General features: G+C 61.9%; 24 protein-coding genes, 1 tRNA gene and 1 pseudogene. 11 read left to right on the top strand and 15 right to left on the bottom strand.

Going from position 1 to position 24,143, the window contains the following annotated elements; translation table 11 throughout:
* Position 1: 1 nt before the first annotated feature.
* The 5 genes from ATY78_RS21520 to ATY78_RS21500 form a co-directional block, all read right to left on the bottom strand.
* Entirely contained in the window at positions 2–973 is a 972-nt protein-coding gene (locus tag ATY78_RS21520; protein WP_088684337.1) for an ABC transporter permease, read from the bottom strand.
* A gap of 10 nt (positions 974–983) precedes the next feature.
* A complete protein-coding gene (locus ATY78_RS21515; RefSeq protein ID WP_088684336.1) occupies positions 984–2,087 on the bottom strand; it encodes an ABC transporter permease in 1,104 nt (367 codons plus the stop codon).
* 7 nt (positions 2,088–2,094) lie between these two features.
* On the bottom strand, positions 2,095–3,606 hold the full coding sequence (locus tag ATY78_RS21510) for an ABC transporter ATP-binding protein (RefSeq protein WP_088684335.1): 1,512 nt from the start codon (positions 3,604–3,606) through the stop codon (positions 2,095–2,097).
* Positions 3,607–3,694: 88 nt separating this feature from the next.
* Positions 3,695–4,687 (bottom strand): BMP family ABC transporter substrate-binding protein, encoded by a 993-nt coding sequence (locus ATY78_RS21505; RefSeq protein WP_004673552.1) that lies wholly within the window; start codon positions 4,685–4,687, stop codon positions 3,695–3,697.
* A gap of 316 nt (positions 4,688–5,003) precedes the next feature.
* Positions 5,004–5,321 (bottom strand): hypothetical protein, encoded by a 318-nt coding sequence (locus tag ATY78_RS21500; protein ID WP_088684334.1) that lies wholly within the window; start codon positions 5,319–5,321, stop codon positions 5,004–5,006.
* A 230-nt stretch (positions 5,322–5,551) separates the two neighbouring features.
* Between ATY78_RS21500 and ATY78_RS21495 the strand changes: the two genes are divergently transcribed.
* A tRNA-Ser gene (locus ATY78_RS21495) sits at positions 5,552–5,641 on the top strand.
* A 32-nt stretch (positions 5,642–5,673) separates the two neighbouring features.
* Here ATY78_RS21495 and ATY78_RS21490 read toward each other — a convergent pair.
* A pseudogene (locus ATY78_RS21490) lies at positions 5,674–5,923 on the bottom strand (type II toxin-antitoxin system RelE/ParE family toxin).
* A 2-nt stretch (positions 5,924–5,925) separates the two neighbouring features.
* Positions 5,926–6,177, bottom strand: a complete 252-nt coding sequence (locus tag ATY78_RS21485; protein WP_088684333.1) for a type II toxin-antitoxin system ParD family antitoxin — start codon at positions 6,175–6,177, stop codon at positions 5,926–5,928.
* A 224-nt stretch (positions 6,178–6,401) separates the two neighbouring features.
* Here ATY78_RS21485 and ATY78_RS21480 point away from each other — a divergent pair, with 224 nt between their 5' ends.
* The gene (locus ATY78_RS21480) at positions 6,402–6,611 is read left to right on the top strand and encodes a KTSC domain-containing protein (protein WP_088684332.1); all 210 of its coding nucleotides are present in this window, start codon (positions 6,402–6,404) and stop codon (positions 6,609–6,611) included.
* A 373-nt stretch (positions 6,612–6,984) separates the two neighbouring features.
* On the top strand, positions 6,985–7,224 hold the full coding sequence (locus tag ATY78_RS21475; protein ID WP_088684598.1) for a CrpP-related protein: 240 nt from the start codon (positions 6,985–6,987) through the stop codon (positions 7,222–7,224).
* On the opposite strand, the gene pncB is transcribed toward ATY78_RS21475, so the two are convergent.
* From pncB to ATY78_RS21440, 7 genes are all read right to left on the bottom strand, one after another.
* Complete coding sequence (pncB, locus tag ATY78_RS21470; protein ID WP_088684331.1) at positions 7,206–8,510, bottom strand: nicotinate phosphoribosyltransferase; 1,305 nt, start codon at positions 8,508–8,510, stop codon at positions 7,206–7,208. The genes ATY78_RS21475 and pncB overlap by 19 nt on opposite strands.
* 186 nt (positions 8,511–8,696) lie before the next feature.
* Positions 8,697–9,059, bottom strand: a complete 363-nt coding sequence (locus tag ATY78_RS21465) for a hypothetical protein (RefSeq protein ID WP_190237505.1) — start codon at positions 9,057–9,059, stop codon at positions 8,697–8,699.
* Between the two features lie 86 nt (positions 9,060–9,145).
* Positions 9,146–10,105 (bottom strand): glyoxylate/hydroxypyruvate reductase A, encoded by a 960-nt coding sequence (locus ATY78_RS21460; protein ID WP_088684330.1) that lies wholly within the window; start codon positions 10,103–10,105, stop codon positions 9,146–9,148.
* An 8-nt stretch (positions 10,106–10,113) separates the two neighbouring features.
* Positions 10,114–11,751, bottom strand: a complete 1,638-nt coding sequence (locus ATY78_RS21455; protein WP_088684329.1) for an ABC transporter ATP-binding protein — start codon at positions 11,749–11,751, stop codon at positions 10,114–10,116.
* Entirely contained in the window at positions 11,748–12,896 is a 1,149-nt protein-coding gene (locus tag ATY78_RS21450) for an ABC transporter permease (protein ID WP_088684328.1), read from the bottom strand. The genes ATY78_RS21455 and ATY78_RS21450 overlap by 4 nt, the downstream gene beginning before the upstream one ends.
* A complete protein-coding gene (locus tag ATY78_RS21445) occupies positions 12,896–13,984 on the bottom strand; it encodes a microcin C ABC transporter permease YejB (RefSeq protein ID WP_088684327.1) in 1,089 nt (362 codons plus the stop codon). Before ATY78_RS21445 ends, ATY78_RS21450 begins: the two co-directional genes overlap by 1 nt.
* Before the next feature lie 150 nt (positions 13,985–14,134).
* On the bottom strand, positions 14,135–15,964 hold the full coding sequence (locus ATY78_RS21440) for an extracellular solute-binding protein (RefSeq protein ID WP_088684326.1): 1,830 nt from the start codon (positions 15,962–15,964) through the stop codon (positions 14,135–14,137).
* A 204-nt stretch (positions 15,965–16,168) separates the two neighbouring features.
* On the opposite strand from ATY78_RS21440, the gene mepA reads away from it, so the two are divergent.
* The 6 genes from mepA (at position 16,169) to ATY78_RS21410 (ending at position 22,132) form a co-directional block, all read left to right on the top strand.
* Positions 16,169–17,248, top strand: coding sequence for a penicillin-insensitive murein endopeptidase (mepA, locus tag ATY78_RS21435; protein ID WP_088684325.1), 1,080 nt, complete (start codon positions 16,169–16,171; stop codon positions 17,246–17,248).
* An 86-nt stretch (positions 17,249–17,334) separates the two neighbouring features.
* Positions 17,335–17,715, top strand: a complete 381-nt coding sequence (locus ATY78_RS21430; RefSeq protein WP_088684324.1) for a methylglyoxal synthase — start codon at positions 17,335–17,337, stop codon at positions 17,713–17,715.
* Positions 17,716–17,732: 17 nt separating this feature from the next.
* Positions 17,733–18,758, top strand: coding sequence for a glucokinase (locus tag ATY78_RS21425; protein WP_088684323.1), 1,026 nt, complete (start codon positions 17,733–17,735; stop codon positions 18,756–18,758).
* An 86-nt stretch (positions 18,759–18,844) separates the two neighbouring features.
* Positions 18,845–20,632, top strand: coding sequence for an ABC transporter ATP-binding protein (locus tag ATY78_RS21420; RefSeq protein WP_088684322.1), 1,788 nt, complete (start codon positions 18,845–18,847; stop codon positions 20,630–20,632).
* 18 nt (positions 20,633–20,650) lie between these two features.
* Complete coding sequence (gene dapB, locus ATY78_RS21415) at positions 20,651–21,475, top strand: 4-hydroxy-tetrahydrodipicolinate reductase (RefSeq protein WP_088684321.1); 825 nt, start codon at positions 20,651–20,653, stop codon at positions 21,473–21,475.
* 21 nt (positions 21,476–21,496) lie between these two features.
* On the top strand, positions 21,497–22,132 hold the full coding sequence (locus ATY78_RS21410) for a 2,3-bisphosphoglycerate-dependent phosphoglycerate mutase (RefSeq protein WP_088684320.1): 636 nt from the start codon (positions 21,497–21,499) through the stop codon (positions 22,130–22,132).
* A gap of 39 nt (positions 22,133–22,171) precedes the next feature.
* Here ATY78_RS21410 and phnF read toward each other — a convergent pair whose 3' ends face one another.
* Positions 22,172–22,909, bottom strand: coding sequence for a phosphonate metabolism transcriptional regulator PhnF (gene phnF / locus ATY78_RS21405; RefSeq protein ID WP_088684319.1), 738 nt, complete (start codon positions 22,907–22,909; stop codon positions 22,172–22,174).
* Positions 22,910–23,058: 149 nt separating this feature from the next.
* On the opposite strand from phnF, the gene phnG reads away from it, so the two are divergent.
* On the top strand, positions 23,059–23,535 hold the full coding sequence (gene phnG / locus ATY78_RS21400; protein WP_088684318.1) for a phosphonate C-P lyase system protein PhnG: 477 nt from the start codon (positions 23,059–23,061) through the stop codon (positions 23,533–23,535).
* On the top strand, positions 23,535–24,143 hold the full coding sequence (gene phnH / locus ATY78_RS21395) for a phosphonate C-P lyase system protein PhnH (RefSeq protein WP_088684317.1): 609 nt from the start codon (positions 23,535–23,537) through the stop codon (positions 24,141–24,143). The genes phnG and phnH overlap by 1 nt, the downstream gene beginning before the upstream one ends.

Genomic DNA, 24,143 nt, shown 5'->3' with positions numbered 1-24,143 from the left:
ATCAACGCTCCTTCGTATAAGGTACGCCGCCGGCCTTCGGCGGGATTGCGACACCGATGAATCCGGCAAGCAGGACGCAGGTCAGGATATAGGGCAGCGCCTGGAAGACCTGGACCGGCACTTCACCGACCAGCGGCACCTGCTTGCCCTGCATGAAGTTCGCCAGCGCATCGAGGAAGCCGAAAAGCAGGCAGGCAAACATCACCGGCACCGGCTTCCACTTGGCGAAGACGAGGGCGGCAAGCGCGATATAGCCCTTGCCGGCCGACATGTCCTTTATGAAGGCGGCGGATTGGGCGATCGCGAGGTAAGTGCCGGAAAAGCCGCAGAGAATGCCGGCACACATGACGGCGCGATAGCGCAGCCAGGCGACCGAAATGCCTGCCGTATCGACCGCGCCCGGATTTTCGCCAACCGCGCGCATCCGCAAGCCGAAGCGCGTGCGGTAAAGCACCCACCAGGAGAAGGGCACGGCGAGGAAAGCGAGATAGGTGAGGATATTGTTGCCTGAAATGACGTTGGCGTAGAGCGGCCCGAGGATCGGGATATCGCGGGCGGCATCGGCACCCGGCAGGATGATCGGCGCAAAGCGCGCATCCGCCGACAGCTGCGGCGTGCGGCCGCCCTGGCCGAACCAGGCCTGGCCGAGCACGATGGTGATACCGGCAATGAAGAAGTTGATGGCCACACCTGAGACGATCTGGTTGCCGCGATTGGTGATCGAGGCAAAACCGTGCACCAGGCTGAGCGCCACCGAGCAGACGATGCCGGCGCCGAGGCCCAGCCAGGCCGAACCGGTGAGATAGGCGATACAGGCGGCGGCGAAGGCCGAGCCCAGCATCTTTCCTTCGAGACCGATATCGAAGATGCCGGCGCGTTCCGAAAACAGGCCGGCGAGCGCGGTGAAGATCAGCGGGATCGACAGCCGGATCGTCGAGCTCAGAACGCTGATGAAGATGTCATAATAATCCATCGTCCGCTCCTCAGGCTCGCTTGAACTGTTGATAGGCGCGGACCATCGCTGGCCGGAACATGTATTCGAGCGCGCCGGCGAACAGGATGACCAGACCCTGGATGACGAGGATCATCTCGCGGGTGATGTTCGGCATTTCGAAGGAGATCCAGTCGCCGCCCTGATAAAGGACGCCGAAGAGGATCGCGGCGAAGATGATACCCAGCGGATGATTGCGGCCCATGAGGGATACCGCGATGCCGACGAAGCCGGCGCCGCCGACGAACTCCACCTGCAGACGGGCGGAAGAACCCATGACCGGATTGAGCGCCATCATGCCGGCGAGCGCGCCGGAAAGCAGCATGGCGATGATGACGATGCGCGCATAGGGAATGCCGGCATAGGCGGCAGCCGTCGAACTCACGCCCAGCGTTCGCATCTCGAAGCCAAGCTTGGTGCGCCAGATGAGGATCCAGACAAACCAGGCGGCAAAAAGGGCGATGATGAAGGAGACGTTGAAGGGTGCGGCACCCAGCTTACTGCCGAAGATGCTCATGACCCAGCCAAGCTTCGGCAACTGCCCGCCCTCGAGGAAGGTGCGGGTTTCCGGCGCCATCTTGCCCGGCACGATCAGCACGTGGACCAGCAAGTACACCATGAGGGCTGCGGCGATGTAGTTGAACATGATCGTCGTGATGACGATATGGCTGCCGCGCTTGGCCTGAAGGAACGCGGGAATGAAAGCCCAGGCAGCACCAAAGATACCGGCCCCGATGACCGCGATCGGCATCGTCACATACCAGGGCACGTATTTGTCGAGCGCCAGCGCTACGAGTGCACAGCCGAGACCACCGATGTAGGCCTGCCCTTCGGAGCCGATGTTAAAGAGGCCGGCATGGATGGCGACCGCCACGGAAAGGCCGGTGAAGATGAAACTCGTCGCATAATAGAGCGTGAAGCCAATGCCTTCGCCGCTGCCGAAGGCGCCTTCGATCAGCAGCGAAAGAGCGGCAAGCGGGCTCTCGCCGATCAGCCAGACGACGAAGCCCGATATCAGGAAAGCGACGAGGAGGTTCAACAGCGGGATCAGGCCGTAACTGATCCAATTGGGCAACGGAACGGAAGCAGTGCTCATAAAGGCCTCACGCGGCAATGCCGGCCATCATCAGGCCGAGGGTCTGTTCACCGGCATCGGGCGTCTTCTCGCCGACGACATGGCCGGCGAACATGACAAGGATACGGTCTGAAAGGGCGCGGATCTCATCGAGTTCGACGGAGACGAGCAGGATCGCCTTGCCCGCGTCGCGCATCTCGATGATCCGGCGGTGAATGAATTCGATGGCGCCGATATCGACGCCGCGTGTCGGCTGGCCGATGATCAGCATCTTCGGATCGCGTTCGATTTCGCGGGCGACGACGATCTTCTGCTGATTGCCGCCGGAGAAATTCGCCGTCTTCAGCCGCGGGTTCGGCGGGCGGATGTCGTATTTTTCGATCTTCTCCATCGCATCCTTGCGGATGGCTTCGAGATCGAGCAGCGGGCCTTTGCTGTAGCCCGGGCGGCGGTGATAGCCGAGGACGGAATTTTCGTATTCCTCGAACTTCAGCACCAGTCCCATGTGGTGGCGGTCCTCGGGGATATGAGCAAGGCCGAGTTCGCGCAGGCGGGCGGGATCGGCCTTGTCGATTGTCTGGCCGTCGAGAAGGATCTCGCCGGAGGTGGGCTTGCGGATGCCGGCGATCGCTTCCAGCAATTCGGACTGGCCATTGCCGGCGACACCGGCGATGCCGACGATCTCACCGGCGCGCACGTCGAAGGAGACGTTATCGACCATGGTGACGCCGCGATTGTCCTTGACCGTGAGGTTGCGGACCGTAAGCACCGCAGCCCCCGGGTTCGCCTCACCTTTCTGAACGCGCAGCAGCACGCGGCGGCCGACCATCAGCTCGGCAAGCTCTTCCACCGTCGTTTCCGCCGTCTTGCGGGTCGCGACCATCTCGCCGCGGCGCATGACCGACACCGTATCGGTGATCGCCATGATCTCGCGCAGCTTGTGGGTGATGAGAATGATCGTCTTGCCCTGGTCGCGCAGCACCTTGAGGATGCGGAAAAGGTGATCGGCTTCAGCCGGCGTCAGCACGCCCGTGGGCTCGTCGAGGATCAGGATCTCGGCGCCGCGATACATGGCTTTCAGGATTTCGACGCGCTGCTGCAGGCCGACCGGAAGCTCTTCGATGAGCGCATCGGGATCGACCTCCAGGCCGTATTCGGTCTCGAGCCGCTTGAGCTCGGCGCGGGCCGATGCGACGCCTCGGGCAAGCAGCATACCGCCTTCGGCGCCGAGCATGATGTTCTCGAGCACCGTGAAATTATCGACCAGCATGAAATGCTGGTGCACCATGCCGATGCCGGCGGCGATCGCCGCCTGGCTGTCGCGGATGGCGACCGGATTGCCGTTGACGCGGATTTCACCGCTGTCGGCGTGGTAAAAACCGTAAATGATCGACATCAGCGTCGATTTGCCGGCGCCGTTTTCACCGATGATGCCGTGGATCGTCCCCTTGGCAACGGTGAGGTTGATGTCCTTGTTGGCGTGGACGGCACCGAATTTCTTATCGATGCCGACAAGCTCGATAGCGGGCTTATCTGTCACTGCAGGCTCCAAATAAGAAAAGGGCGTATGGCGAAAATCCCCTCCGCCATACGCCCGATCTCAATCGTCGATTACATCAGGGCGCGGATCACTTCGGGCACGCGTTGTCCGAGGTATAATCGTGAACCTTGACGGTTCCCGCAATGATGTCGGCCTTGGCCTTGTCGACGGCAGCCTGCATTTCCGGCGTGATCAGCGACTTGTTGTTGTCGTCGATCGCGGCGCCGACGCCGTCTTCCTTGACGCCGAGCGCCTGGACGCCACCGGTGAACTTGTCGTTCTTGGTGTCGGTATAGGCGTTGTAGACGGCGAGATCGACGCGCTTGACCATCGAGGTCAGGACCGAGCCCGGGTGCAGGTGGTTCTGGTTGGAATCGACGCCGATCGAAAGCTTCTTGTTGTCGGCGGCAGTCTGCAGAACGCCGAGGCCGGTAGCGCCGGCTGCCGCGTAAATCACGTCGGCGCCCTGGTCGATCTGGTTCTTGGTGAGTTCACCGCCGCGAACCGGGTCGTTCCAGGCGGCACCCGTGGTACCGGTCATGTTCTGGAACACTTCGATATCGGCCTTGGCGGCGCGCGCGCCCTGCTCATAACCGCATTCGAACTTGCGGATCAGCGGAATGTCCATGCCGCCGACGAAGCCGACCTTGCCGGTCTTGGAGGCCATGCCGGCGAGAATGCCGACGAGATAGGAGCCTTCTTCTTCCTTGTAGACGACGGAGCGGACGTTCGGCTTGTCGACGACGGAGTCGACGATGATGAACTTGGTGTCAGGGAATTCGGCCGCGACCTTCTCGATCGCCGAGGTCCAGGCGAAGGAAACGGCAACCACAGGATTGAAACCGCGGCTTGCGAAGTTGCGGATGGCCTGTTCGCCCTGGGTGTCGCCGGTCGGCTCGAAGTCACGATAGGCGATGCCCGTCTCGGCCTTGAACTTCTCGGCGCCGTTATAGGCCGCTTCGTTGAAAGACTTATCGAACTTCCCGCCGGTGCCGTAAACCAGCGCCGGCTTGACATCGGCGGCAAGCGCCGTCGTCGACATGGCAGCCACGGCAAGGAGGGTGAGAAGGGATTTTTTCATTGTGCAGCCCTGTTGTTGCTATTTGTTAGGGGTCCTCCCGCAAGCCCTTTTCGGACATGTCTGCGGAACCACCGACCTCCCCCCGGAGGCCTGGCTGCGCGCATCCTTGCATGGCTCACGGAAAAATTCACCAGAAATTTTTCGGTTGGTAAAGATTTGCGGCGATTGCCGAAAATCGGTTCTTCGAGACCGATTTTTGGACATCTTGTCCGGCGGAATGCAGATTTTCTAGCCAATCCGGCGGTCGATGTCGAGGCTGGAAAGGCGCTGACGATGCTCCGATTTTTTCATCGGATCGTCCCGGCAAAACGCCCTTCTATGCGATGAAGCGACCGGAGACCTGCGGCTTCTTATAGCCGACCATCCAGAGAAGCAGCGCGATCACCAGGAAAACGGCAAAGGCCGGCTGCAGCATCAGCCATTGGAAGATGAAAGCATAGAAACGCGGGTGGACGTAGTAGGAAAGAGAGGATTGCAGCGAGGTCAGCGTCGCCGGGCTCACATCCTGCCAGGCATCGGAGATCGGCGTCATCACCACGGCGGAAGCGGCAACCGACTGTATCGAATCAATGGTCCCGGCAATAACGGCTGCCGCAAGCGCGACAAGACTCGCCAGACGCAACAGGAAACGCATCAATCCCTCCGACGCTTCGACATGCCGGACAATTCCGGCAAACCCGCGCCATTCTCCACCTTGAGAATTACATAGTCGTCGATGAGGTGAAGCACAATGGGATGGGCCGAGCGGAGTTTTATCTGAAGAAGTCAAAAAACTGTTAGATTTGGGTTGATCAGGAAAAATTCATCGGTATATATCGCGCCGTTCCGACGATTTGCTCCTCTCCGGGCGCGAACGCCAAAAAAGGACAGGTGGCCGAGTGGTTTAAGGCGCACGCCTGGAACGCGTGTGTACGTGAAAGCGTACCGTGGGTTCGAATCCCACCCTGTCCGCCATTTCGTGCAAAATTTCCTTCTCCCCGTGAAGCTTAGGACTCGCCGGCCCAATCCTCGTGCCCATGGCGAATACGAACAATCAGGATGCCCCCGTCGTCTTCGATCATATAGACGACGAGATGGGCCTTGAACGGATGAATGCCGCCATACGGGGTTGGCGGCAATCAGATCGAAAATGGCATAAAGTTCGTTGTGATAGCGCCGTGCCTGCACTGAGCCAAACAGACGCATGCCTGTTTCGGCAATGCCGACCAAGTCTTCTTCCGTAAGGCGAAAGCCCATCGTCACTTGCCGCGAGAAGTTTCCACGCGCGCACGCGCCGCCTCAAACAGATCGTCTTTCGACCGCGACCCGACGCCGCTCTTCAAGCCTTCATCGACAAAGCGTTGCATAGCGGCGATCTTGTCGTTCCGCTCTTGATCCCTGCGGATCAGGTCACGGACATAATCGCTTGCATTGGCGTAGCGGCCTGTCCGGGTTTGCGCTTCTACCCAGTCTTTCATGGGATCGGGTAATGACACGTTCATAGTCGCCATATCGACCTCCGGGCTGCCAGCATGGCAGAATTTGGCAAGGTTTGTCAATTTCCGCACACGCTATCCGAAGGCGAAGCGAGAGCATCGGAGCGTGGTGAACAAGGCAGAGATCATGTCGACACCATAACACATCGAAAATTCCTGAATTTTTACCATGCCGCTTCACCGCGTCTTTGCACGTTTGGGTTTAGGTTCTGTCAAACAAAAAAACAGAGGTAAAACAGGTGGAAGAACTTTCGGTGAAGTCGAAGATCATCAAATCCGTCTATTTCAGCCAGGGCGACGGGCGGCTCAGGATTTGTTTCAAGAACGGCGAGGAGCGTCTGTTCGAGGGCGTTCCCTCCTCGGAAGCCCATGCGATGACGGCGGCGCCGTCCCCGGGCCATTATTATCTCGACCGGATCAGGACGCGGTTTCGCAGACTGGCGGCCTGAGCCAGGGGATAGCCGCCAGCCGCGCTGTGAATTGCGTCGGATTGAGACGAAGCCGGTGGATATTGACCGTTGGTTAACTATCGCGGCCATCACAATTGGATCGACACGGCCGGAAAGCGGCACTTTGCCGGCGCTGCCGGCCTTCAGAAGATTCGGCCAGCCGGGAGGCTCGGGGGCGAACCCCAGCCAGGAAGCCGGGCCTCCCCGTCACGCTCAATCCGTTTCGTCAAATCGATCCCAGGCGGAGCCGCAATCGTCTCGAAATAGCGAATTGGGGCTAATCCTGTGAAAAACCGGATTGCTCACATCCGGACTCGACAATGCTTCATTAGCATGATTGCATAAACCCATGGAACGGGAGGCCGGGGTCATGATGTTCGAGAATCTGCTTGAGATGCAGGAGCGCGGCGTGCGCGACCGTGCTCGTGGCCGCAGCCTGGCCGACAATCCGATGTCGAAACCGGATGTGCTGCCGATAACCGACTTCCAGGAATGGTATTCGATGTTCGACGCCTGGCGCTTCGGCTGGTCGATCGAGGATGCCATGGCAGGGCATATCGACGTACCCCGGGATGGCCGCACCTCACCTCGAGCCTATACCAGGACGGTCTGATCGACCCTATCTTCGGCGCCGAAGAATTTCAGGTAGCGTTCGACTTCGGCCGGCTCACCGGTCGCCTTCTGCGGGTTGTCGGAGAGTTTTACCGCCGGGCGGCCGTTGGCGTCGCTGACCTTGCAGACGACGGAAATCGGATTGAGGCCCGATATTTCGGTCGGCGCGCAGCCGGCAAAATCATTCGTCAGGTTCGTGCCCCAGCCGAAGCTCATGCGAACGCGGCCTTCGAAATGCCGGTAGGTGTCGATGATGGCGTCGACATCGAGGCCATCGGAAAAGATCAAGAGCTTCTGGCGCGGATCGCGGCCCATCTTCTTCCACCAGTCGATGATCTTCTCGCCGCCTTCGATCGGCGGCGCGCTGTCCGGGCGGAAGCCGGTCCAGTCGGCCACCCATTCCGGCGCGTCGCGCAGGAAGGCGGCGGTGCCGAAGGCATCCGGCAGGACGATCAGAAGATTGCCGCCATAGAGTTTGTTCCAGTCGCGCAGGATCTTGTAGGGCGCATTACGCAGTTGCTCGTCGGTTTCCGCCAGCGCGGCCGCCACCATCGGCAGCTCGTGGGCATTGGTGCCGACGGCCTCGAGATCGGAATCCATCGCCAGCAATACGTTGCTGGTGCCGGTGAAGGCCGGGCCGATGCCTTCCTTCAGCGCCTCGACGCACCAGCGCTGCCAGAGGAAGCTGTGGCGGCGACGGGTGCCGAAATCGGAGATGCGCAAGCCCGGCAACTCCTTCAGCCGCTCGACCTTGGACCACATCTTCGCCTTGGCGCGGGCATAGAGCACATCGAGAGTGAAGGGGCCGAGCGCCTTCATCGCCGAGCGCGAACGCAGCTCGTTGACGATGGCGAGCGCCGGGATTTCCCACATGGTAGTTTCCTTCCAGGACCCATGGAAATCCAGGACATATTGCCCGTCTTTCTTCGACAGCTCGTATTCCGGGAGCTGGAAGTTGGAAAGCCAGGCCAGGAATTCCGGCTCGAAGATCTGCGCGCGGCCATAAAAGCTGTTACCCGCAAGCCAGATCATCTCCTTCTTGGAGAGCCTGAGCGTGCGGGCATGATCGAGCTGTTCGCGCAACTCTCCTTCGTCGATCTCCTCGGCCAGGCGCACGCGCTTGGTGCGGTTGATCAGCGTGAAGGAAGCGTTCACATCGGGATAGAGCTTCCAGATCATCTGCAGCATCAGGAGCTTGTAGAAGTCGGTATCGATCAGGCTGCGGATGATCGGATCGAGTTTCCAAGCGTGATTGTAGACGCGTCTTGCGATATCCGTCTTGGCCATGAGATTCCTGCCCCTGTCCACTCCGGTCAGGCGCTGCCAAGTTCCGAGGTGCTTAAGCTCCGGCCGGGCGCACGAAACCGGCTCGTGCGCCTTCTTATCGAAAAATCGGCAGAGAAAGTCCAGACAAAACAATAGGCATCCCGCCGCGGCACGGCGGCGGGATGCGAGAGGTCATCGGCCGAACGCTCATTGAGCCGGCGCGGCAGGTTGGGCAGGCGCCGGCGCGACATTCGGAGCGGCTGGCGTCGTGTTCTGCGTCTCGGTCGGAATCGCATTGCCGTTCTGCAGGCTCGGCGCGGGCGCTGCCTCAGGCTGCTGCGACTGGAGTTGCTGACCGGGCTGTTGCGGCGCCACTTCCTCCGCCTCGCGGTTGCCCCAGATCTCGACGGGAATCCAGACCACGAAAGCAAGTACCAAAGCGGCGAGCAGCACCATCAGGATGCGATAACCCATCCGCCCCTGCCTTGCCTTCACCGGCGCGATCTGTTCTTCCTTGTGAAACTTGCCATCGGACTTTTCCCAGCGTGTTTCCGTCTGATGCGCCATCATCGTCTCCTTCCGCTGTTCTGGCGACAATTCCTGCCGCGAAGAATTCCGCAAAGGAAACGGGTGGCCGTCTGGAAGGTTCCGGAGGATCAGTAGCCGACGGCGCGGTCGACCACGAATTGCAGCGGCTCGCCGCGCTCGAAACGGGCAATCTGCGCCTCGACATGACGGAACAGCGCGTTCTCTTCGGAAACGGCCGCATCGTGCGGCGTGATGAAGACGTTCTCCAGCTCCCACAACGGGCTGTCCGAAGCAAGCGGCTCCACCTCGAAGACATCGAGGGAAGCGCCGCCGAGGGTGCCGTCGCGGACGGCTGAGACAATATCGGCCTCGACCTGGCTCTTGCCGCGGCCGGCATTGATGAAGACTGGCCGGCCCAGCGCGCCGTCGCGGCGGAGCTTTTTAAATAGCCCACTATCATAAAAGCCTGTCGTCTCCGGCGTCAGCGGCAGAAGGCCGACGAGGATATCTGTTCTGGCGAGGAAGCCGTCCAGTTCGCCGGCGTCGAAGGTTTCGACGCCGTCGATCTCCTTGCGGGTGCGCGACCAGCCGATGACGTTGAAACCCATCATCTTCAGCTTGGCGACCGCATCCTGGCCGAGAATGCCGAGGCCCATGACGCCGACCGTGACTTCCGCCGCCTCAGGCGCGATCGATTTCCCCCATTTGCGCCGGCGCTGGTGGATGTCATGGGCGTATTGCCCGCGCAGATGCATCAGGCACTGCATGACGACCCATTCGCTCATGCGGGTCGTCAGGCTGCGATCGACGAAGCGGACGATCGGGATTTCGGGCAGACCGTCCATGCCGATGATGTGGTCGACGCCGGCGCCGCCCGAAAAGATCACCTTGAGGTTCGGCGCCCGCTGGAAAAGATCGGCGTCCGGCTTCCAGAGAAGCGCGTATTCCATTTCGCCGAGATCACGCCCGCGATTGGCGGGATCGGCAAGATTGATGCTGCCGCGATCGGCAAAGGCCGTCTTCAGGATGCGGGCGACGCCTTCGGGGTTGAACTTGATATCGACGAGAACGGGAGGACGTGCGGACATGATCTTCTTTACTGCTTCACGGCGGGCGTCGGCACCGCCTCGATGTTGAACGCGGCGGCCATGAGCGCCTTGGTGTAATCGTCCTTCGGCGCGCGGAAGATTTCAGAGGACGGGCCCTGCTCGACCACCTTGCCGAAACGCATGACGATGACGTCGTTGGCGAGCGCCTTCACCACCTTCAGGTCATGGCTGATGAAGAGATAGGCGAGGTCGTGCTTCTTCTGCAGGTCGCGCAGCAGATCGACCACCTGGGCCTGGACGCTCATGTCGAGCGCGGAGGTCGGCTCGTCGAGCATGACGAAGCGCGGTTTCAGCACCATGGCGCGGGCAATGGCGATGCGCTGACGCTGGCCGCCGGAAAATTCGTGCGGATAACGCCAGCGGGTCAGCGGATCGAGGCCGACTTCCTCCAGCGCCCAGCAGACGCGCTGATCGCGCTCCTCTGCCGTCAGGGATCGCTCGTGCACCTTCAGCCCTTCGGCGATGATATCGCCGACCGACATGCGCGGGCTGAGCGAACCGTAGGGGTCCTGGAAGACGATCTGCAGTTGGTTGCGCAACGGCCGCATTTCGCTGAACGAATAGCCTGCTATATCTTTGCCGACAAAAGCGATCTTGCCTTGCGAGGAGATCAGCCGGGTGAGCGCAAGACCCAGCGTGGTCTTGCCGGAACCGGATTCGCCGACGACGCCGAGCGTCTGCCCGGCGCGCAGCGAAAGATCGATGCCGTCCACCGCCTTCACGTGATCGACGACGCGGCGCATCAGCCCCGCCTTGATCGGGAACCAGACGCGGATATCGGAGCCTTCCATCACCACCGGTTTCGAGGGATCGGCAAGCGGCGGCTCGCCGCGCGGCTCGGAGGCGAGGAGGTGTCGGGTATATTCGTGCTTCGGGTTGGCAAAGACGTCCGTGACGGTGCCCGTTTCGACGATCTTCCCCTTGGTCATGACGCAGACACGATCGGCGAATTTGCGCACGATGCCGAGATCATGGGTGATGAACAGCAGCGACATGCCGTGCGCCGTCTTCAACTGCCGCAGCAGTTCGAGGATCTGCGCCTGCACGGTGACGTCGAGCGCCGTGGTCGGCTCGTCGGCGATCAGCAGTTCCGGGCGGTTGGCGAGCGCCATGGCGATCATGACACGCTGGCGCTGGCCGCCTGACAGTTCGTGCGGATAGGCTTTCAACCGCTTCTCCGGCTCGCGGATGCCGACCTGGTTCAACAATTCCAGTACGCGCTCACGCGCTGCCTGGCCGGAGATGCCCTGGTGCAGGGCGAGAATCTCGGCAATCTGCTTTTCGATCGTATGGAGCGGATTGAGCGAAGTCATCGGCTCCTGGAAGATCATGGTGACGTCGTTGCCGCGCACTTCCCGCAACGCCCGCTCCGACGCCTTCAGAAGATCCTTGCCCTTGAACAGGATTTCGCCGGAGGGATGGCTCGCGGAGGGATAGGGCAGAAGCCGCAGGATCGAGTTCGCCGAAACGGACTTGCCGGAACCGGATTCACCGACGAGCGCCACGACCTCGCCCTTGGCGATATCGAAGGAGATGCGATCGACGGCAAGCGAGGTTTCGCCGCCCTGATGAAAGGCAACCGAGAGATCGCGGACGGAAAGGAGCGGTTCTGTCATATCACTCATTGAAACGTCTTCCTCGGATCGAAGGCGTCGCGCACCGCTTCGCCGATGAAGATCAAAAGGGACAGCATGATCGACATGGCGAAGAAGGCCGTCAGCCCGAGCCACGGCGCCTGCAGGTTGGACTTGCCCTGGGCGATCATCTCGCCGAGCGAGGGGGAGCCCGGCGGCATGCCGAAGCCGAGGAAATCGAGTGAAGTCAGCGTGGTGATCGAGCCCGAAAGGATGAAGGGCAGGAAGGTCAATGTCGCCACCATGGCGTTCGGCAGCAGGTGGCGCCACATGATGGTACGGTTGTTGACGCCGAGCGCGCGGGCGGCCCGGACATATTCGAAATTGCGGGCGCGCAGGAACTCGGCGCGCACGACGCCGACGAAGCCGACCCAGGAAAAGAGCAGCATGATGCCGAGCAGCACGAAGAAGCCCGGCGGCAGGATCGCGGCGATGATCAGCAGGATGTAAAGCACCGGCATCGACGACCAGATCTCGATGAAGCGCTGCAGCAGCAGATCGGTCCAGCCGCCGAAATAGCCCTGCACGGCGCCTGCCGTGACGCCGATGATCGCCGAGCAGATGGTGAGCGCCAGGCCGAAGAGCACCGATATGCGGAAGCCGTAGATGACGCGCGCCAGCACGTCGCGGGCCTGGTCGTCGGTGCCGAGCCAGTTGAGATTGCCGAGCGTACAGGCGGGATCGTTCGCCCCTTGCGGATAACCGGAGCAGCGCTCCTCCTTCGTCATCAGCCAGAAGGGGGCGGTCGGCGCCGAATGCGGGATGTTGGAGTTGACCGAGCGGTAGGAATAGCGGATCGGCGGCCAGACCATCCAGCCATTGGCATTGATCTCATCCGATATCACCGAGGAGCGGTAGTCGGTTTCGGCGAGAAAGCCGCCGAACTTTTCCTCGGGATAATCGATCAGCACGGGAAACAGGATCTCGCCCTTGTAGGAGGCGATGATCGGCCGGTCATTGGCGAGGAACTCGGCAAACAGGCTGAGCACGAAGAGCAGCAGGAACAGCCACAAGGACCAGTAACCACGGCCGTTCGCCCGGAAATTCTTCCAGCGGCGGATGTTGGTCGGTGACAGCAGTCCCTTGCGCGGCGGCTTGACGGGGGTTGCGGTGACGGGATTTGCGGCGGTGTCCATCAGACATCCCTCCGCTCGAAATCGATGCGCGGATCGATCCAGGTGTAGATCAGGTCGGAGACCAGGCTGACGACGAGGCCGAGCAGCGAGAAGATGTAGAGGGTCGCAAAGACGATCGGGTAATCCCGGTTGACGACCGAGAGATAGCCGAGGCGGCCGAGGCCATCGAGCGAGAAGATGTTCTCGATCAGCAGCGAGCCGGTGAAGAAAGCGGAGATGAACGCGCCGGGAAAACCGGCGATGATGATCAGCATGGCGTTGCGGAAGACATGGCCGTAGAGCACCTGCCGCTCGTTCAGGCCCTTGGCGCGCGCAGTGACGACATATTGCTTCTTGATCTCCTCGATGAAGGAATTCTTGGTCAGCAGCGTCGTCGTCGCGAAGGCGGCGAGAGAAAGCGAGATCAGCGGCAAAGTGAGATGCCAGAAATAATCGAGCGGCTTCTGCCACCAGGCGAGTTGGTCGAAATTATCGGAGACGAGGCCGCGCAGCGGAAACCAGTCGTAAAAGGAGCCGCCGGCGAACAGCACGATCAGCAGAATGCCGAAGAGGAAGCTCGGGACGGCGTAACCGACGATGATGACGCCTGATGTCCAGACGTCGAAGGTCGATCCGTCCTTCACCGCCTTGCGGATGCCGAGCGGAATGGAGATGGCGTAGGAGAAGATCAGGATCCAGATGCCGAGCGAGATCGAGACCGGTAGTTTTTCCTTGATGAGGTCGAGCACGGAGGTATTGCGGAAGAAGCTCTCGCCGAAATCGAAGCGGATGTAATTCCACATCATCTCGCCGAAACGCGTCAGTGGCGGCTTGTCGAAGCCGAACTGCTTTTCGAGCTTGGCGATCAGCTCCGGATCAAGGCCCTGGGCGCCACGATATCTGGAGCCTTCATCCCCGCCTCCGTCACCCAGCAGGTCGCCGCCGCCGGACAGGCGCTGGTCAGCGCCATCGGCCTGGCCGGTCAATTGGGCGATCACCTGCTCGACGGGACCACCCGGCGCGAATTGAATGACGATGAAGGAAATCGCCATGATGCCGACGATGGTCGGGATCATCAGAAGCAGGCGGCGAATAACATAGGCGCCCATCAGCCTTCAGCCTCCGGAAATCTTCTTCTCGTCTGCCTGCCGTCCAGTCCAATGCCGCTCAATCCGTCAGCCTTCCCTTGCCGGCCTTGCCGGCTTGTCGTGATTCGCTTGTGCCATTTGGAGCCGAGGCCCCCTGCAATGCAAGCCCGCTCATTTCACCGAGGTCGACCACCAGGTTTCCGGAAATCCGAGGCTATAGGCGGGGAATTCGGGTTGATGCGTGACCGTGTTCCAATAGACGATGTTGTAGGTACCGCGATAGAACAGCGGGATGACGTAGTGGTTTGCAAGCAATACCCGGTCCATCGCCTTGATCGCCGCGACCTGTTCATCGCGGTTCGGCGCGAAGATGATCATGCGGATGAGTTCGTCGACGGCCGGATTGGCAATGCCGGCATAATTGTGGGACCCCTGCTGGTTGACGGAGCCGGATCCCCAATAATCGCCCTGTTCGTTGCCGGGGTTCATGCTCTGCGCCCAGACATTCCAGATCATGTCATAGTCGAAGCTGCGTTCGCGATTGACAGCTTGCGATGCATCGACCGTGCGCACCCGCGCATCTATGCCGATTTTCCTGAGATTATTGGCATAGGGCACCGCCCAGCGCTCCAGCATCGGGCTCGACAACAGGATCTCGAAGCTCATCGGCTGGCCGGTCTTGGTATTGACCATGCGATTGTTCTTGATCTCCCAGCCGGCTTCTTTCAGCAGCGCAATCGCCTTGCGGAGGTTGTCGCGGCTTTTCTGAGGGTCGCCGCCGACGGGATTGGTGTACGGCGTCGTGAAGACCTCGGGCGGAACCTTGTCCTTCATGCCCTGCAGTATTTCCAGCTCACGCCCCTGCGGCAGGCCGGAGGAGGCGAGTTCGGTGTTCCAGAAGTAGCTGTCGATGCGCTTGTAGCTGTTGAAGGCAACCGTGCGGTTCAGCTCCTCGAAGTCGAAACCGTAGTTCAGCGCCTCGCGGACCCGCTCGTCCTTAAAGAGGTCGCGCCGCATATTCGGCACGAGAGCCTGCATGATGCCGGTGGATCGCAGCGGATTTGCAATCTCTTCCTTCTTGATGCGTCCTTCCTTCATGGCGGGGAAATCATATCCCGTCGCCCAGCGGGCAGCCGTCGTCTCCTGCCAGTAGTCGCTATTGCCGGCGCGAAACGCTTCGAACTCGACGTCCCGGTCCCCGAAATAGGTATAGAGGACGTTGCGGAAATTATTCTGGCCGACATTCACGTTGAGGTCTTTGCCCCAATAGTCGTCACGCAGTTCATAACGGATCGTCGCGCCGGGCGAAAAGGATGCGATCTTATAAGGCCCCGAACCCATGACCGGCTCGAGCGTCGTCTTTGAGATGTCGCGCGGCTTGCCGTCCGGTCCCTGCCCCTCCCACCAATGTTTCGGCACGACCACCAACTGGCCGAGAATATTCGGGAGCTCCCGATTGTTCTTCTCGTCGAAGGTGAAGGTGACATCGCGGTCGCCGGTCTTTTCGGCCTTTACCACGTGGCGATAATAGTTCGCGTTGACGGGATTGAGTTCCTTGCTCTTATCAAGGCTGAAGATGACGTCCTCGGGCGTTACCGGCTGACCATCCGCCCATTTCGCTTCCTTGCGCAGGCGAAAGGTCGCGCTCGAGACGTCGGCGGGAAAGGACAGCCCCTCGGCAAGCAGGCCGTAGGAGACAAGCAGCTCGTCATCGGCCGCCTTCATCAGGGTGTCGTATACGAGCGCCAGGCCAACCGCGATCTGGCCCTTGGCAAGCAGCGGGTTGAAGGTGTCGAAGGCGCCGCTTGCGGAAAGGCGCAGGTCTCCGCCCTTCGGGGCATTGGGATTGACATAATCGAAATGCGCAAAGCCCGGCTTGTACTTCATCTCCGTGATGACCGAGCTTCCGATCTGGAACGGCTGCTCCTCAGCCGTTGCCGTCAACGGCGCCAGAGCACAGCCAAGTGACAGAAACAGACCGATCTTCGACCACAATGCCATTCACACTTCCCCTTAATATTGATGGATTCGACAATACGGAAAATACCGGCGAAAAACAGGAGAGAGTTTGGTTTTTACCGGGCTCGCGGAATTTTGACCTTTCGGCTCGCATCAACGTGGTGATCCCACGCCCCTCAAAACATCGATTCACCAAAATCACTTTTCACGATAGATTCGGACCAAATCACTTCTCAAGGGAACAGTATGGCTTTCGGCTTCGCTCAGGCTTTCAGGACATTCGGCAAACTGGCGCTCGCCGGCGCGATCGGCGCAAGCCTTGCGGCCGGCGACGTCGGCGCGGAGCAGAAGACGCCGAGCCCGGGCAGCGCCAAGGCGCTTTTCGGCGGCGCCAGCCTGCCGACGCAAGGGCCGGCGCAGCCGATCGGCTTCTATGCGAAAGGCTGCATGACCGGCGCGATGGCGCTGCCGACGGATGGGCCGACCTGGCAGGCGATGCGGCTTTCGCGCAACCGCCGCTGGGGCAACCCGGCGATGATCGCGCTCTTGGAACGGTTTTCTCAGGATGCCGTCAGATATGCCGGCTGGCCGGGCATCCTGGTCGGCGATATCGCGCAGCCGCGCGGCGGGCCGATGCTCAACGGTCACTCCTCGCACCAGATCGGCCTCGATGCCGATATCTGGTTCACCCCGATGCCCGCGCGCAGCATGACGGCGAAGGAGCGCGAGGATCTGCCCTTCACCAGCATGCTGCAGAAGAACAAGTTCCTCACGGTCAATCCCAAAGTATGGACGGAATCGCGCGCCCGGCTTTTGATGCTGGCGGCAAGCTACCCCGAAGTTGAGCGCATTTTCGTCAACCCGGCGATCAAGAAGAAGATGTGCGACACCTGGACGGGCGATCGCACCAACCTCGGCAAGCTTCGGCCGATATACGGCCACGACTCGCACTTCCACATCCGCATGAAGTGCCCGCCCGGTGCTGCCGGCTGCACGCCGCAAGCGCCGGTCGCCTCGGGAGACGGCTGCGACAAGTCGCTCGCCTACTGGTTTACGCCGGCCCCCTGGGCGCCGGCGAAACCGCCCAAGCCCGGCGCCAAGCCGCCAAAGCCACCGCGCGAGGTGATGGTCTCCGACCTGCCGAAGGCCTGCGCCGCCGTGCTCGATGCCGCTTCCGTCGCCTCGATGCAGGCCGCCACCTATGGCGCGCCTTCCGCCGCGAGCGCGCTCGTCGCATCCCCTGCCACGGCACCGGCCGCCGACGCGGAGGAGGATATGCTGCCGGATGTCGGGCCGCTTCCGAACGACAAGCCGACGATCCAATGAGGCGCCGGCTGGCTGTCTTTCAAATCGCAAATTCTTGGTATAGAAGCGTTCAAATCGATTGAATTGTTCGGGCGGAGATTGGCTTCATGGCCGGCGGCAAATGCCTTGCATTGATTGCGCATGACCAGAAGAAGGACGATATGGCGGAATTCGCCCGCGCCAACAGAGACGTCCTTTCCCGCTGGAAGATCGTCGCTACCGGCACAACAGGCGGACGCGTGCTCGATGCCGCTCCCGACCTCAGCGTCACCAGACTGAAAAGCGGGCCGCTCGGCGGCGACCAGCAGATCGGCGCGCTGATCTCGACCGGCGAGGTCGACGCCCTGATTTTCTTCGTCGACCCGCTGACGCCGATGCCGCATGATGTCGACGTGAAGGCGCTGATGCGGCTAGCCATCGTCTACGACATTCCGATGGCGCTCAACCACGCGACCGCTATAAAGCTCCTTCCCACACTCGAAGCCTGATCAGCACGGAACCGGCCATGCCAAAACCGAACCACAGCACCGCTCCGCTTCCCTTTCCGATCCTCATCGGCGACATCGGCGGCACGAATGCCCGCTTCTCCATCCTGACGGATGCCTATGCCGAGCCGAAGCAGTTTCCGAACGTGCGCACGGCGGATTTTGCCACGATCGACGAAGCGATCCAAAAGGGCGTGCTCGACAAAACGGCGGTCCAGCCGCGCTCGGCGATCCTCGCCGTCGCCGGCCCGATCAACGACGACGAGATTCCGCTCACCAACTGCGACTGGGTGGTACGGCCGAAAACGATGATCGAAGGCCTCGGCATGGAGGACGTGCTCGTCGTCAATGATTTCGAGGCGCAGGCGCTGGCGATCGCCGCCCTTTCGGATGAAAACCGCGAACGCATCGGCAGCGCCACCGGCGACATGATCGCCTCGCGCGTCGTGCTTGGGCCTGGCACCGGCCTCGGCGTCGGCGGGCTCGTGCACGCCCAGCACAGCTGGATTCCGGTTCCCGGCGAAGGCGGCCATATCGATCTCGGGCCGCGCAGCAAACGCGACTATGAACTCTTCCCGCATATCGAGACGATCGAAGGCCGCGTCTCGGCCGAGCAGATCCTGTGCGGGCGCGGCCTCGTCAACCTCTACAACGCCATCTGCGTGGTCGACGGTATCCAGCCGACGATGAAAGATCCGGCCGACATCACCTCGCACGCGCTTGCCGGCAGCGACAAGGCCGCCGTCGAGACCGTTTCGTTGTTTGCCACCTATCTCGGCCGCGTGGCCGGCGACATGGCGATGGTGTTCATGGCGCGCGGCGGCGTCTATCTGTCCGGCGGCATTTCGCAGAAGATCCTCCCGGCGCTGAAGAAGCCGGAATTCCGGCAGGCCTTCGAGGACAAGGCGCCGCACAGCGCGCTGCTTCGCACCATCCCGACCTATGTGGTGACGCATCCGCTGGCAGCGCTCGCCGGGCTTTCCTCCTATGCGCGCATGCCCGCCAATTTCGGCGTATCGACGGAAGGCCGCCGCTGGCGGCGCTAGCCAAACCAGTCCCAACTCTTTATAGAGCCGGCGAAAGTGCGCGCCACGTTCACGACGCGCTCAGTCTCGGACAGGAAGCTTGATATTTGGAAGCCGGGGAAAGCAGAACGCAGAGCGTCAGCAGCGATACCGTGACCGGTATCCTGAAACGCATCATCGCTGAAAACGGCCGCGACCATCTCTGGGGCTATGTCTTCGCGATCGCCTGCCTCATTGTGGTGGCGCTTTCGACGGCGTTTACCGCCTGGATCATGCGGGCGATCATCGACGAGGCCTTCGCCAACCGGCGCGCCGACGTCGTCTGGATCATCTGTCTTTCGATCTTCGTCGCCTTCGTGCTGCGCGGCTTTGCCAGCTACGGCCAGGCCGTGGCGCTTTCCAAGGTCGGCAACAATATCGTCGCGCGTTACCAGCGCCGGCTCTATGCGCATCTCATGACGCTTTCGGTCGGCTTCTTCAGCGAGGCGCGCTCGGCCCATATCGCGGCGCAGGTGAGCCAGAACGTCAGCGGCATCCGCGACGTGCTCAACCTGACGATCACCTCGACGGTGCGCGATCTCCTGACCTTCGTTTCGCTGATCGGCGTGATGGTCCTCCAGGACCCGCTGCTGAGCCTTGCCGTGTTCGTCATGGCGCCGCCGCTGCTCTATGCGCTGCGTTACGTTTCCAAGCGGCTGCGCTCGGCGACCCGCGAGGCCGTGCATCTGAACAGCCACGTGCTCGGGGCCATGCAGGAGACGATCCAGGGCATTGCCATCGTCAAGGCCTTCACGATGGAAGATGAGCTGGAGAACAAGGTCAACAAGCTCATCACGGCGGCCGAAAACCGGGCGAACCGGATTGCCCGGCTTTCCGAGCGCACCTCGCCGCTGACGGAGAGCTTCGCGGGTTTTGCCGTCGCCAGCGTGCTTGCCTATGCCGCCTATCGCTCGATCTATTACAATGTGGCCCCGGGCGCCTTCTTCTCCTTCGTGACGGCGCTGCTGCTTGCCTATGATCCGGCCCGGCGTCTCGCCCGCCTGCAGGTGCAGATGGAACGCGCCGTCGTCAATGCTCGCATGATCTACGAATTGCTCGACATGGAGCCGCGCCAGCGCGACCTGCCGGACGCCCAGCCGCTGACGGTGACGCAGGCGCGCATCGAATTCCGCAATGTTTCCTTCGCCTATGGCAATGAAAGCGTGCTCAGCGGCGTCAGCTTCGTCGCCGAGGGCGGAGCGACCACGGCGCTCGTCGGCCCCTCGGGCGCTGGCAAATCCACCGTCATCAGCCTCATTCCGCGTTTCTACGATCCGCGCGAAGGCGAGATCCTGATCGACGGACAGGATATCGCCCACATCACCAAGAAGTCACTGCGCCAGCAGCTCGCCTACGTCTCGCAGCAGCCCTACCTGTTCGAGGGCACGATCCGCGACAATATCCGCTACGGCCGGCCGGAAGCGACCGATGCCGAGGTGGAGGCGGCGGCCCGGCTCGCCTATGCGCATGATTTCATCTCGGCTCAGCCGCAGGGTTACGATACGCCGGTCGGCGAAAACGGCGTGACGCTTTCGGGCGGCCAGCGCCAGCGGCTCTCGATCGCGCGCGCGCTGGTGCGCAACGCGCCGATCCTGCTTCTCGACGAGGCGACGTCGGCCCTCGACACCGAATCCGAGGCCGCCGTGCAGAAAGCGCTCGACGAGGCGATGACCGGGCGCACCGTCGTCGTCATCGCCCACCGGCTTTCGACCGTGGTGCGCGCCGACAAGATCGTCGTCATGCAGCAGGGCCGGGTCGTCGAGGAAGGCAATCACGAGACGCTTGCGAAGGTGAGCGACGGTCTTTACGCTCGCCTCAACAACCTGCAGAGGCCTTCGGCCTCCGATTCAAACTGAGCGGATAAAGAGACCGATATGAGCGATGCTGCGATGAAACTGGTGGTGGTCGGCGCAGCAGGGCGCATGGGGCAGACGCTGATCCGGCTGATCCATTCCATCGAGGGCGCCACACTTCATGCCGCGGTCGAGCGTCCCGGCTCGCCCTTCCTGGGCAAGGATGCCGGCGAGATCGCCGGTCTCGGGCCGAACGGCATCATCATCGGTGACGATCCGCTCCAGGCCTTCCTGCATGCCGAGGGCGTGCTCGACTTCACCTCGCCCGTCGCAACAGTGGAATTCTCCGGCCTTGCCGCACAGGCCCGCATCGTCCATGTCATCGGGACGACCGGCTGCTCTGCAGACGACGAGGCCAGGATCGCCGCGGCGGCCCGCCATGCCCGCGTCGTCAAGTCGGGCAATATGAGCCTCGGCGTCAATCTGCTCAGCGTGCTGGCCGAGCAGGCGGCGCGGGCGCTCGATCCTGTTGATTGGGACATCGAAATCCTGGAAATGCACCACAAACATAAAGTGGATGCGCCGTCCGGCACCGCCCTTCTCCTGGGCGAGGCGGCGGCCAAAGGCCGCAATATCGATCTCGCCTCGAAATCGGTGAGGGTCCGCGACGGCCATACCGGCGCCCGCGAGGCGGGCACGATCGGCTTTGCGACGCTGCGCGGCGGCTCCGTCATCGGCGAACATTCCGTGCTTTTCGCCGGAGAAGGCGAAATCGTCACACTGTCGCACAGCGCCGCCGACCGCTCGATCTTCGCGCGCGGCGCCATCAAGGCCGCACTCTGGGCGCGCGACAAGAAGCCGGGTTTCTATTCCATGCTCGACGTGCTCGGGCTTTCTTCCCAATAACGACATATCGGAGGCATATTCATGAGCGGTACCCTCGTCCTCGTTCGCCACGGCCAGAGCGACTGGAACCTGAAGAATCTCTTCACCGGCTGGAAGGACCCGGATCTGACGGAGCTCGGCATCCAGGAAGCCAAGGCCGGCGGCGCCGCACTTGCCGAATACGGGATCAAATTCGACGTCGCCTATACCTCCGCACTCGTGCGCGCCCAGCACACGCTGAAGCTCATCCTCGACAAGGTCGGCCAGCCCGATCTCGAGACGATCCGCGACCAGGCGCTGAACGAGCGTGACTACGGCGACCTCTCCGGCCTCAACAAGGACGATGCGCGCGCCAAATGGGGCGAGGAACAGGTGCATATCTGGCGCCGTTCCTACGACGTGCCGCCTCCGGGTGGGGAAAGCCTGCGCGACACCGGCGCCCGCGTCTGGCCTTACTACCTCACCGAGATCCTGCCGCGCGTGCTGCGCGGTGAGAAGGTGCTGGTCGCAGCGCACGGCAATTCGCTGCGCTCGCTGGTCATGGTGCTCGACAAGCTGAGCAAGGAAGGCATCCTCGCCCTCAACCTCGCGACCGGCGTCCCGATGGTTTACAAGCTGAAGGCCGATTCCATCGTCGCTTCCAAGGAAGTGCTCGGCGACATGTCCGGCGCACATTGAATCCAGTGGCCTTCCCTGTCCCGACGGGGAAGGCTGCCTTCAATTCTCGATGGTGAATTGCACACGGTCGGCCGCAAAGCGGCTGATGGAATATTGCACCGGTACACCTTCGAGATCGGTATTCATCGCCTTGGCGATCAACAGGATCGCGCCGGGGGTGAGTTCCAGATCGGCGAGATCCGCCGTGCCCGCATGGGCGGCCGTCACCTCGGTCGTGGCGCGGACATAATCCGACAGGCCGAGTTCGGCGAAAGCCTTGGTGATCGATTCATGCTTTCGGTAGGCTTGCCCGATCCCGGCGAAGCGTTCGGCGGGAAACCAGCTCGTCGCCTTTGAAACCGGCCGCCTGTCGGCATGGCGCAAGGTTTCCAGCCGGATTACCTGCTCGCCCTGTTTCAGGCCCAGCCAGCGGGCGACGTCGGCGCTCGCCTCTTCCTGCGCCTCATCCAGCAGAAGACCGCGCATTTCGCGCGCCTGATCGCCGATGCCGGCGGTGAAGCGCGTGCGCCGCGTGATTGGGAAATTCAGCCGCTCCTTGCGCTCGATCAGCGTGCCGCGACCCTGTACCGCGCGCACGATTCCCTCCTGCGCCAGCGCCGCCAGCGCACTGCGCACCGTATGCCGGTTGACGCCGAATTGCAGCGCCAGCACCGTTTCCGGCGGCACCATTCCCGTTTCGTCATAGGCTCCGTTGCCGATCGCCTCGCGAATGCGATCGGCGATCTGACGCCAGAGCGCCACGCCCGTTTGCCTCTGCACCTGCTTCAGCCCTGCCATTCAGCCTGCCCTGTCTTTTCACGCTTTGCGCATCGCGTCCGAGGGACGCACGATGCGCTGGATGTCACACGCTTGTCACGACACCGATTTAAGGCTAGGTATAGCTTGTATGGTTGTCTATATCAATAGACATTTTGAGGAAAGCGGCGATGATATCAGCGGACAGGAAAGACGCTGCGTCACAGACGGTCTCGGGGCGCAAACGCGCCGCCGATCTGCTGGCGCGCGCGGAACCCAGCGAACTCCAGGCGGCTTGGGATGCGTTGCCGCAAAAGCCCGTGGCGTTTCCGGTGCGCGGGCCGGAAACCGGGCTCGTGATGGTGCGCGGCCGCATCGGCGGCGGCGGAGCCCCCTTCAATCTCGGCGAGGTGACGGTGACGCGCGCGACGGTGCGGCTCGAGTCCGGCTGCATCGGCCATGCGCAGGCGCTCGGCGCCGACCGAGAGAAGGCCCGTCTTGCGGCGATCCTCGACGCGCTCTGGCAGGAGGATGCGACAAGGCACTTCGTCGAACAGGCGCTGCTTTCGCCGATCACTGAGCGGATCGCCGCAACCGAGCGCCGCAAGGCGGACGAGACGGCCGCGACCCGCGTCGATTTCTTCACCATGGTACGGGGAGACAATTGATGGGCCTCACGACGGAAGCCTTGACCGGCGGTTTTGCCGACCCGGTTTTCCATGCGCAGAGCGTCTTCAAGATGCTGATGGACGGCATGGCCCGCCCCGGCACCATTCGGAGCGTCGAGCCCGATATCGATCCGCCGGCGCCGCTCGGCATTGCCGCCGGCACGATCGCACTCACCCTTTGCGACCACGACACGCCTGTCTGGCTTACCTCGGGACTGGCGAAATCCGCGGTGCCGGAATGGCTCGGCTTCCACACCGGCGCTCCGGTGATCCAGGAAAAGGCGGATGCGCGCTTTGCCTTCATCGAGGCGGGCACCGCGCTTTGTTCCTTCGGCCTCTTCGCATCGGGCACGCAGGAATATCCAGACCGCTCGACGACTGTCGTCATCGAACTTCCCGAACTCGAAGGCGGACGCAGGCTGGCGCTGATGGGTCCGGGTATCCAGAGCGTCACGGAGATCGCGCCGTCCGGCCTGCCGGAGACCTTTCTCAGGCTCTGGACCGAGAACCGCGTGCTCTTTCCGCGCGGCATCGACATCGTGCTGACATCGGGCAAGCGCTTCGTCTGCCTGCCGCGCACCACCAAGATCACAGCAACGGAGATCTGA

Origin of the sequence: Rhizobium sp. R635, from assembly GCF_002211285.1 — a bacterium.
GTDB lineage: Bacteria > Pseudomonadota > Alphaproteobacteria > Rhizobiales > Rhizobiaceae > Rhizobium.
Note: the sequence above shows the minus strand (reverse complement) of the source record. Positions and strands in the feature narration are given on the sequence as shown.

Coding starts and splice junctions, on each gene's coding strand:
- ATY78_RS21520 (WP_088684337.1), bottom strand. CDS start 973: ATGGATTATTATGACATCTTCATCAGCGTTCTGAGCTCGACGATCCGG.
- ATY78_RS21515 (WP_088684336.1), bottom strand. CDS start 2,087: ATGAGCACTGCTTCCGTTCCGTTGCCCAATTGGATCAGTTACGGCCTG.
- ATY78_RS21505 (WP_004673552.1), bottom strand. CDS start 4,687: ATGAAAAAATCCCTTCTCACCCTCCTTGCCGTGGCTGCCATGTCGACG.
- ATY78_RS21500 (WP_088684334.1), bottom strand. CDS start 5,321: ATGCGTTTCCTGTTGCGTCTGGCGAGTCTTGTCGCGCTTGCGGCAGCC.
- ATY78_RS21485 (WP_088684333.1), bottom strand. CDS start 6,177: ATGGCGACTATGAACGTGTCATTACCCGATCCCATGAAAGACTGGGTA.
- ATY78_RS21475 (WP_088684598.1), top strand. CDS start 6,985: ATGTTCGAGAATCTGCTTGAGATGCAGGAGCGCGGCGTGCGCGACCGT.
- pncB (WP_088684331.1), bottom strand. CDS start 8,510: ATGGCCAAGACGGATATCGCAAGACGCGTCTACAATCACGCTTGGAAA.
- ATY78_RS21465 (WP_190237505.1), bottom strand. CDS start 9,059: ATGATGGCGCATCAGACGGAAACACGCTGGGAAAAGTCCGATGGCAAG.
- ATY78_RS21460 (WP_088684330.1), bottom strand. CDS start 10,105: ATGTCCGCACGTCCTCCCGTTCTCGTCGATATCAAGTTCAACCCCGAA.
- ATY78_RS21455 (WP_088684329.1), bottom strand. CDS start 11,751: ATGAGTGATATGACAGAACCGCTCCTTTCCGTCCGCGATCTCTCGGTT.
- ATY78_RS21450 (WP_088684328.1), bottom strand. CDS start 12,896: ATGGACACCGCCGCAAATCCCGTCACCGCAACCCCCGTCAAGCCGCCG.
- ATY78_RS21445 (WP_088684327.1), bottom strand. CDS start 13,984: ATGGGCGCCTATGTTATTCGCCGCCTGCTTCTGATGATCCCGACCATC.
- ATY78_RS21440 (WP_088684326.1), bottom strand. CDS start 15,964: ATGGCATTGTGGTCGAAGATCGGTCTGTTTCTGTCACTTGGCTGTGCT.
- mepA (WP_088684325.1), top strand. CDS start 16,169: ATGGCTTTCGGCTTCGCTCAGGCTTTCAGGACATTCGGCAAACTGGCG.
- ATY78_RS21430 (WP_088684324.1), top strand. CDS start 17,335: ATGGCCGGCGGCAAATGCCTTGCATTGATTGCGCATGACCAGAAGAAG.
- ATY78_RS21425 (WP_088684323.1), top strand. CDS start 17,733: ATGCCAAAACCGAACCACAGCACCGCTCCGCTTCCCTTTCCGATCCTC.
- dapB (WP_088684321.1), top strand. CDS start 20,651: ATGAGCGATGCTGCGATGAAACTGGTGGTGGTCGGCGCAGCAGGGCGC.
- ATY78_RS21410 (WP_088684320.1), top strand. CDS start 21,497: ATGAGCGGTACCCTCGTCCTCGTTCGCCACGGCCAGAGCGACTGGAAC.
- phnF (WP_088684319.1), bottom strand. CDS start 22,909: ATGGCAGGGCTGAAGCAGGTGCAGAGGCAAACGGGCGTGGCGCTCTGG.
- phnG (WP_088684318.1), top strand. CDS start 23,059: ATGATATCAGCGGACAGGAAAGACGCTGCGTCACAGACGGTCTCGGGG.
- phnH (WP_088684317.1), top strand. CDS start 23,535: ATGGGCCTCACGACGGAAGCCTTGACCGGCGGTTTTGCCGACCCGGTT.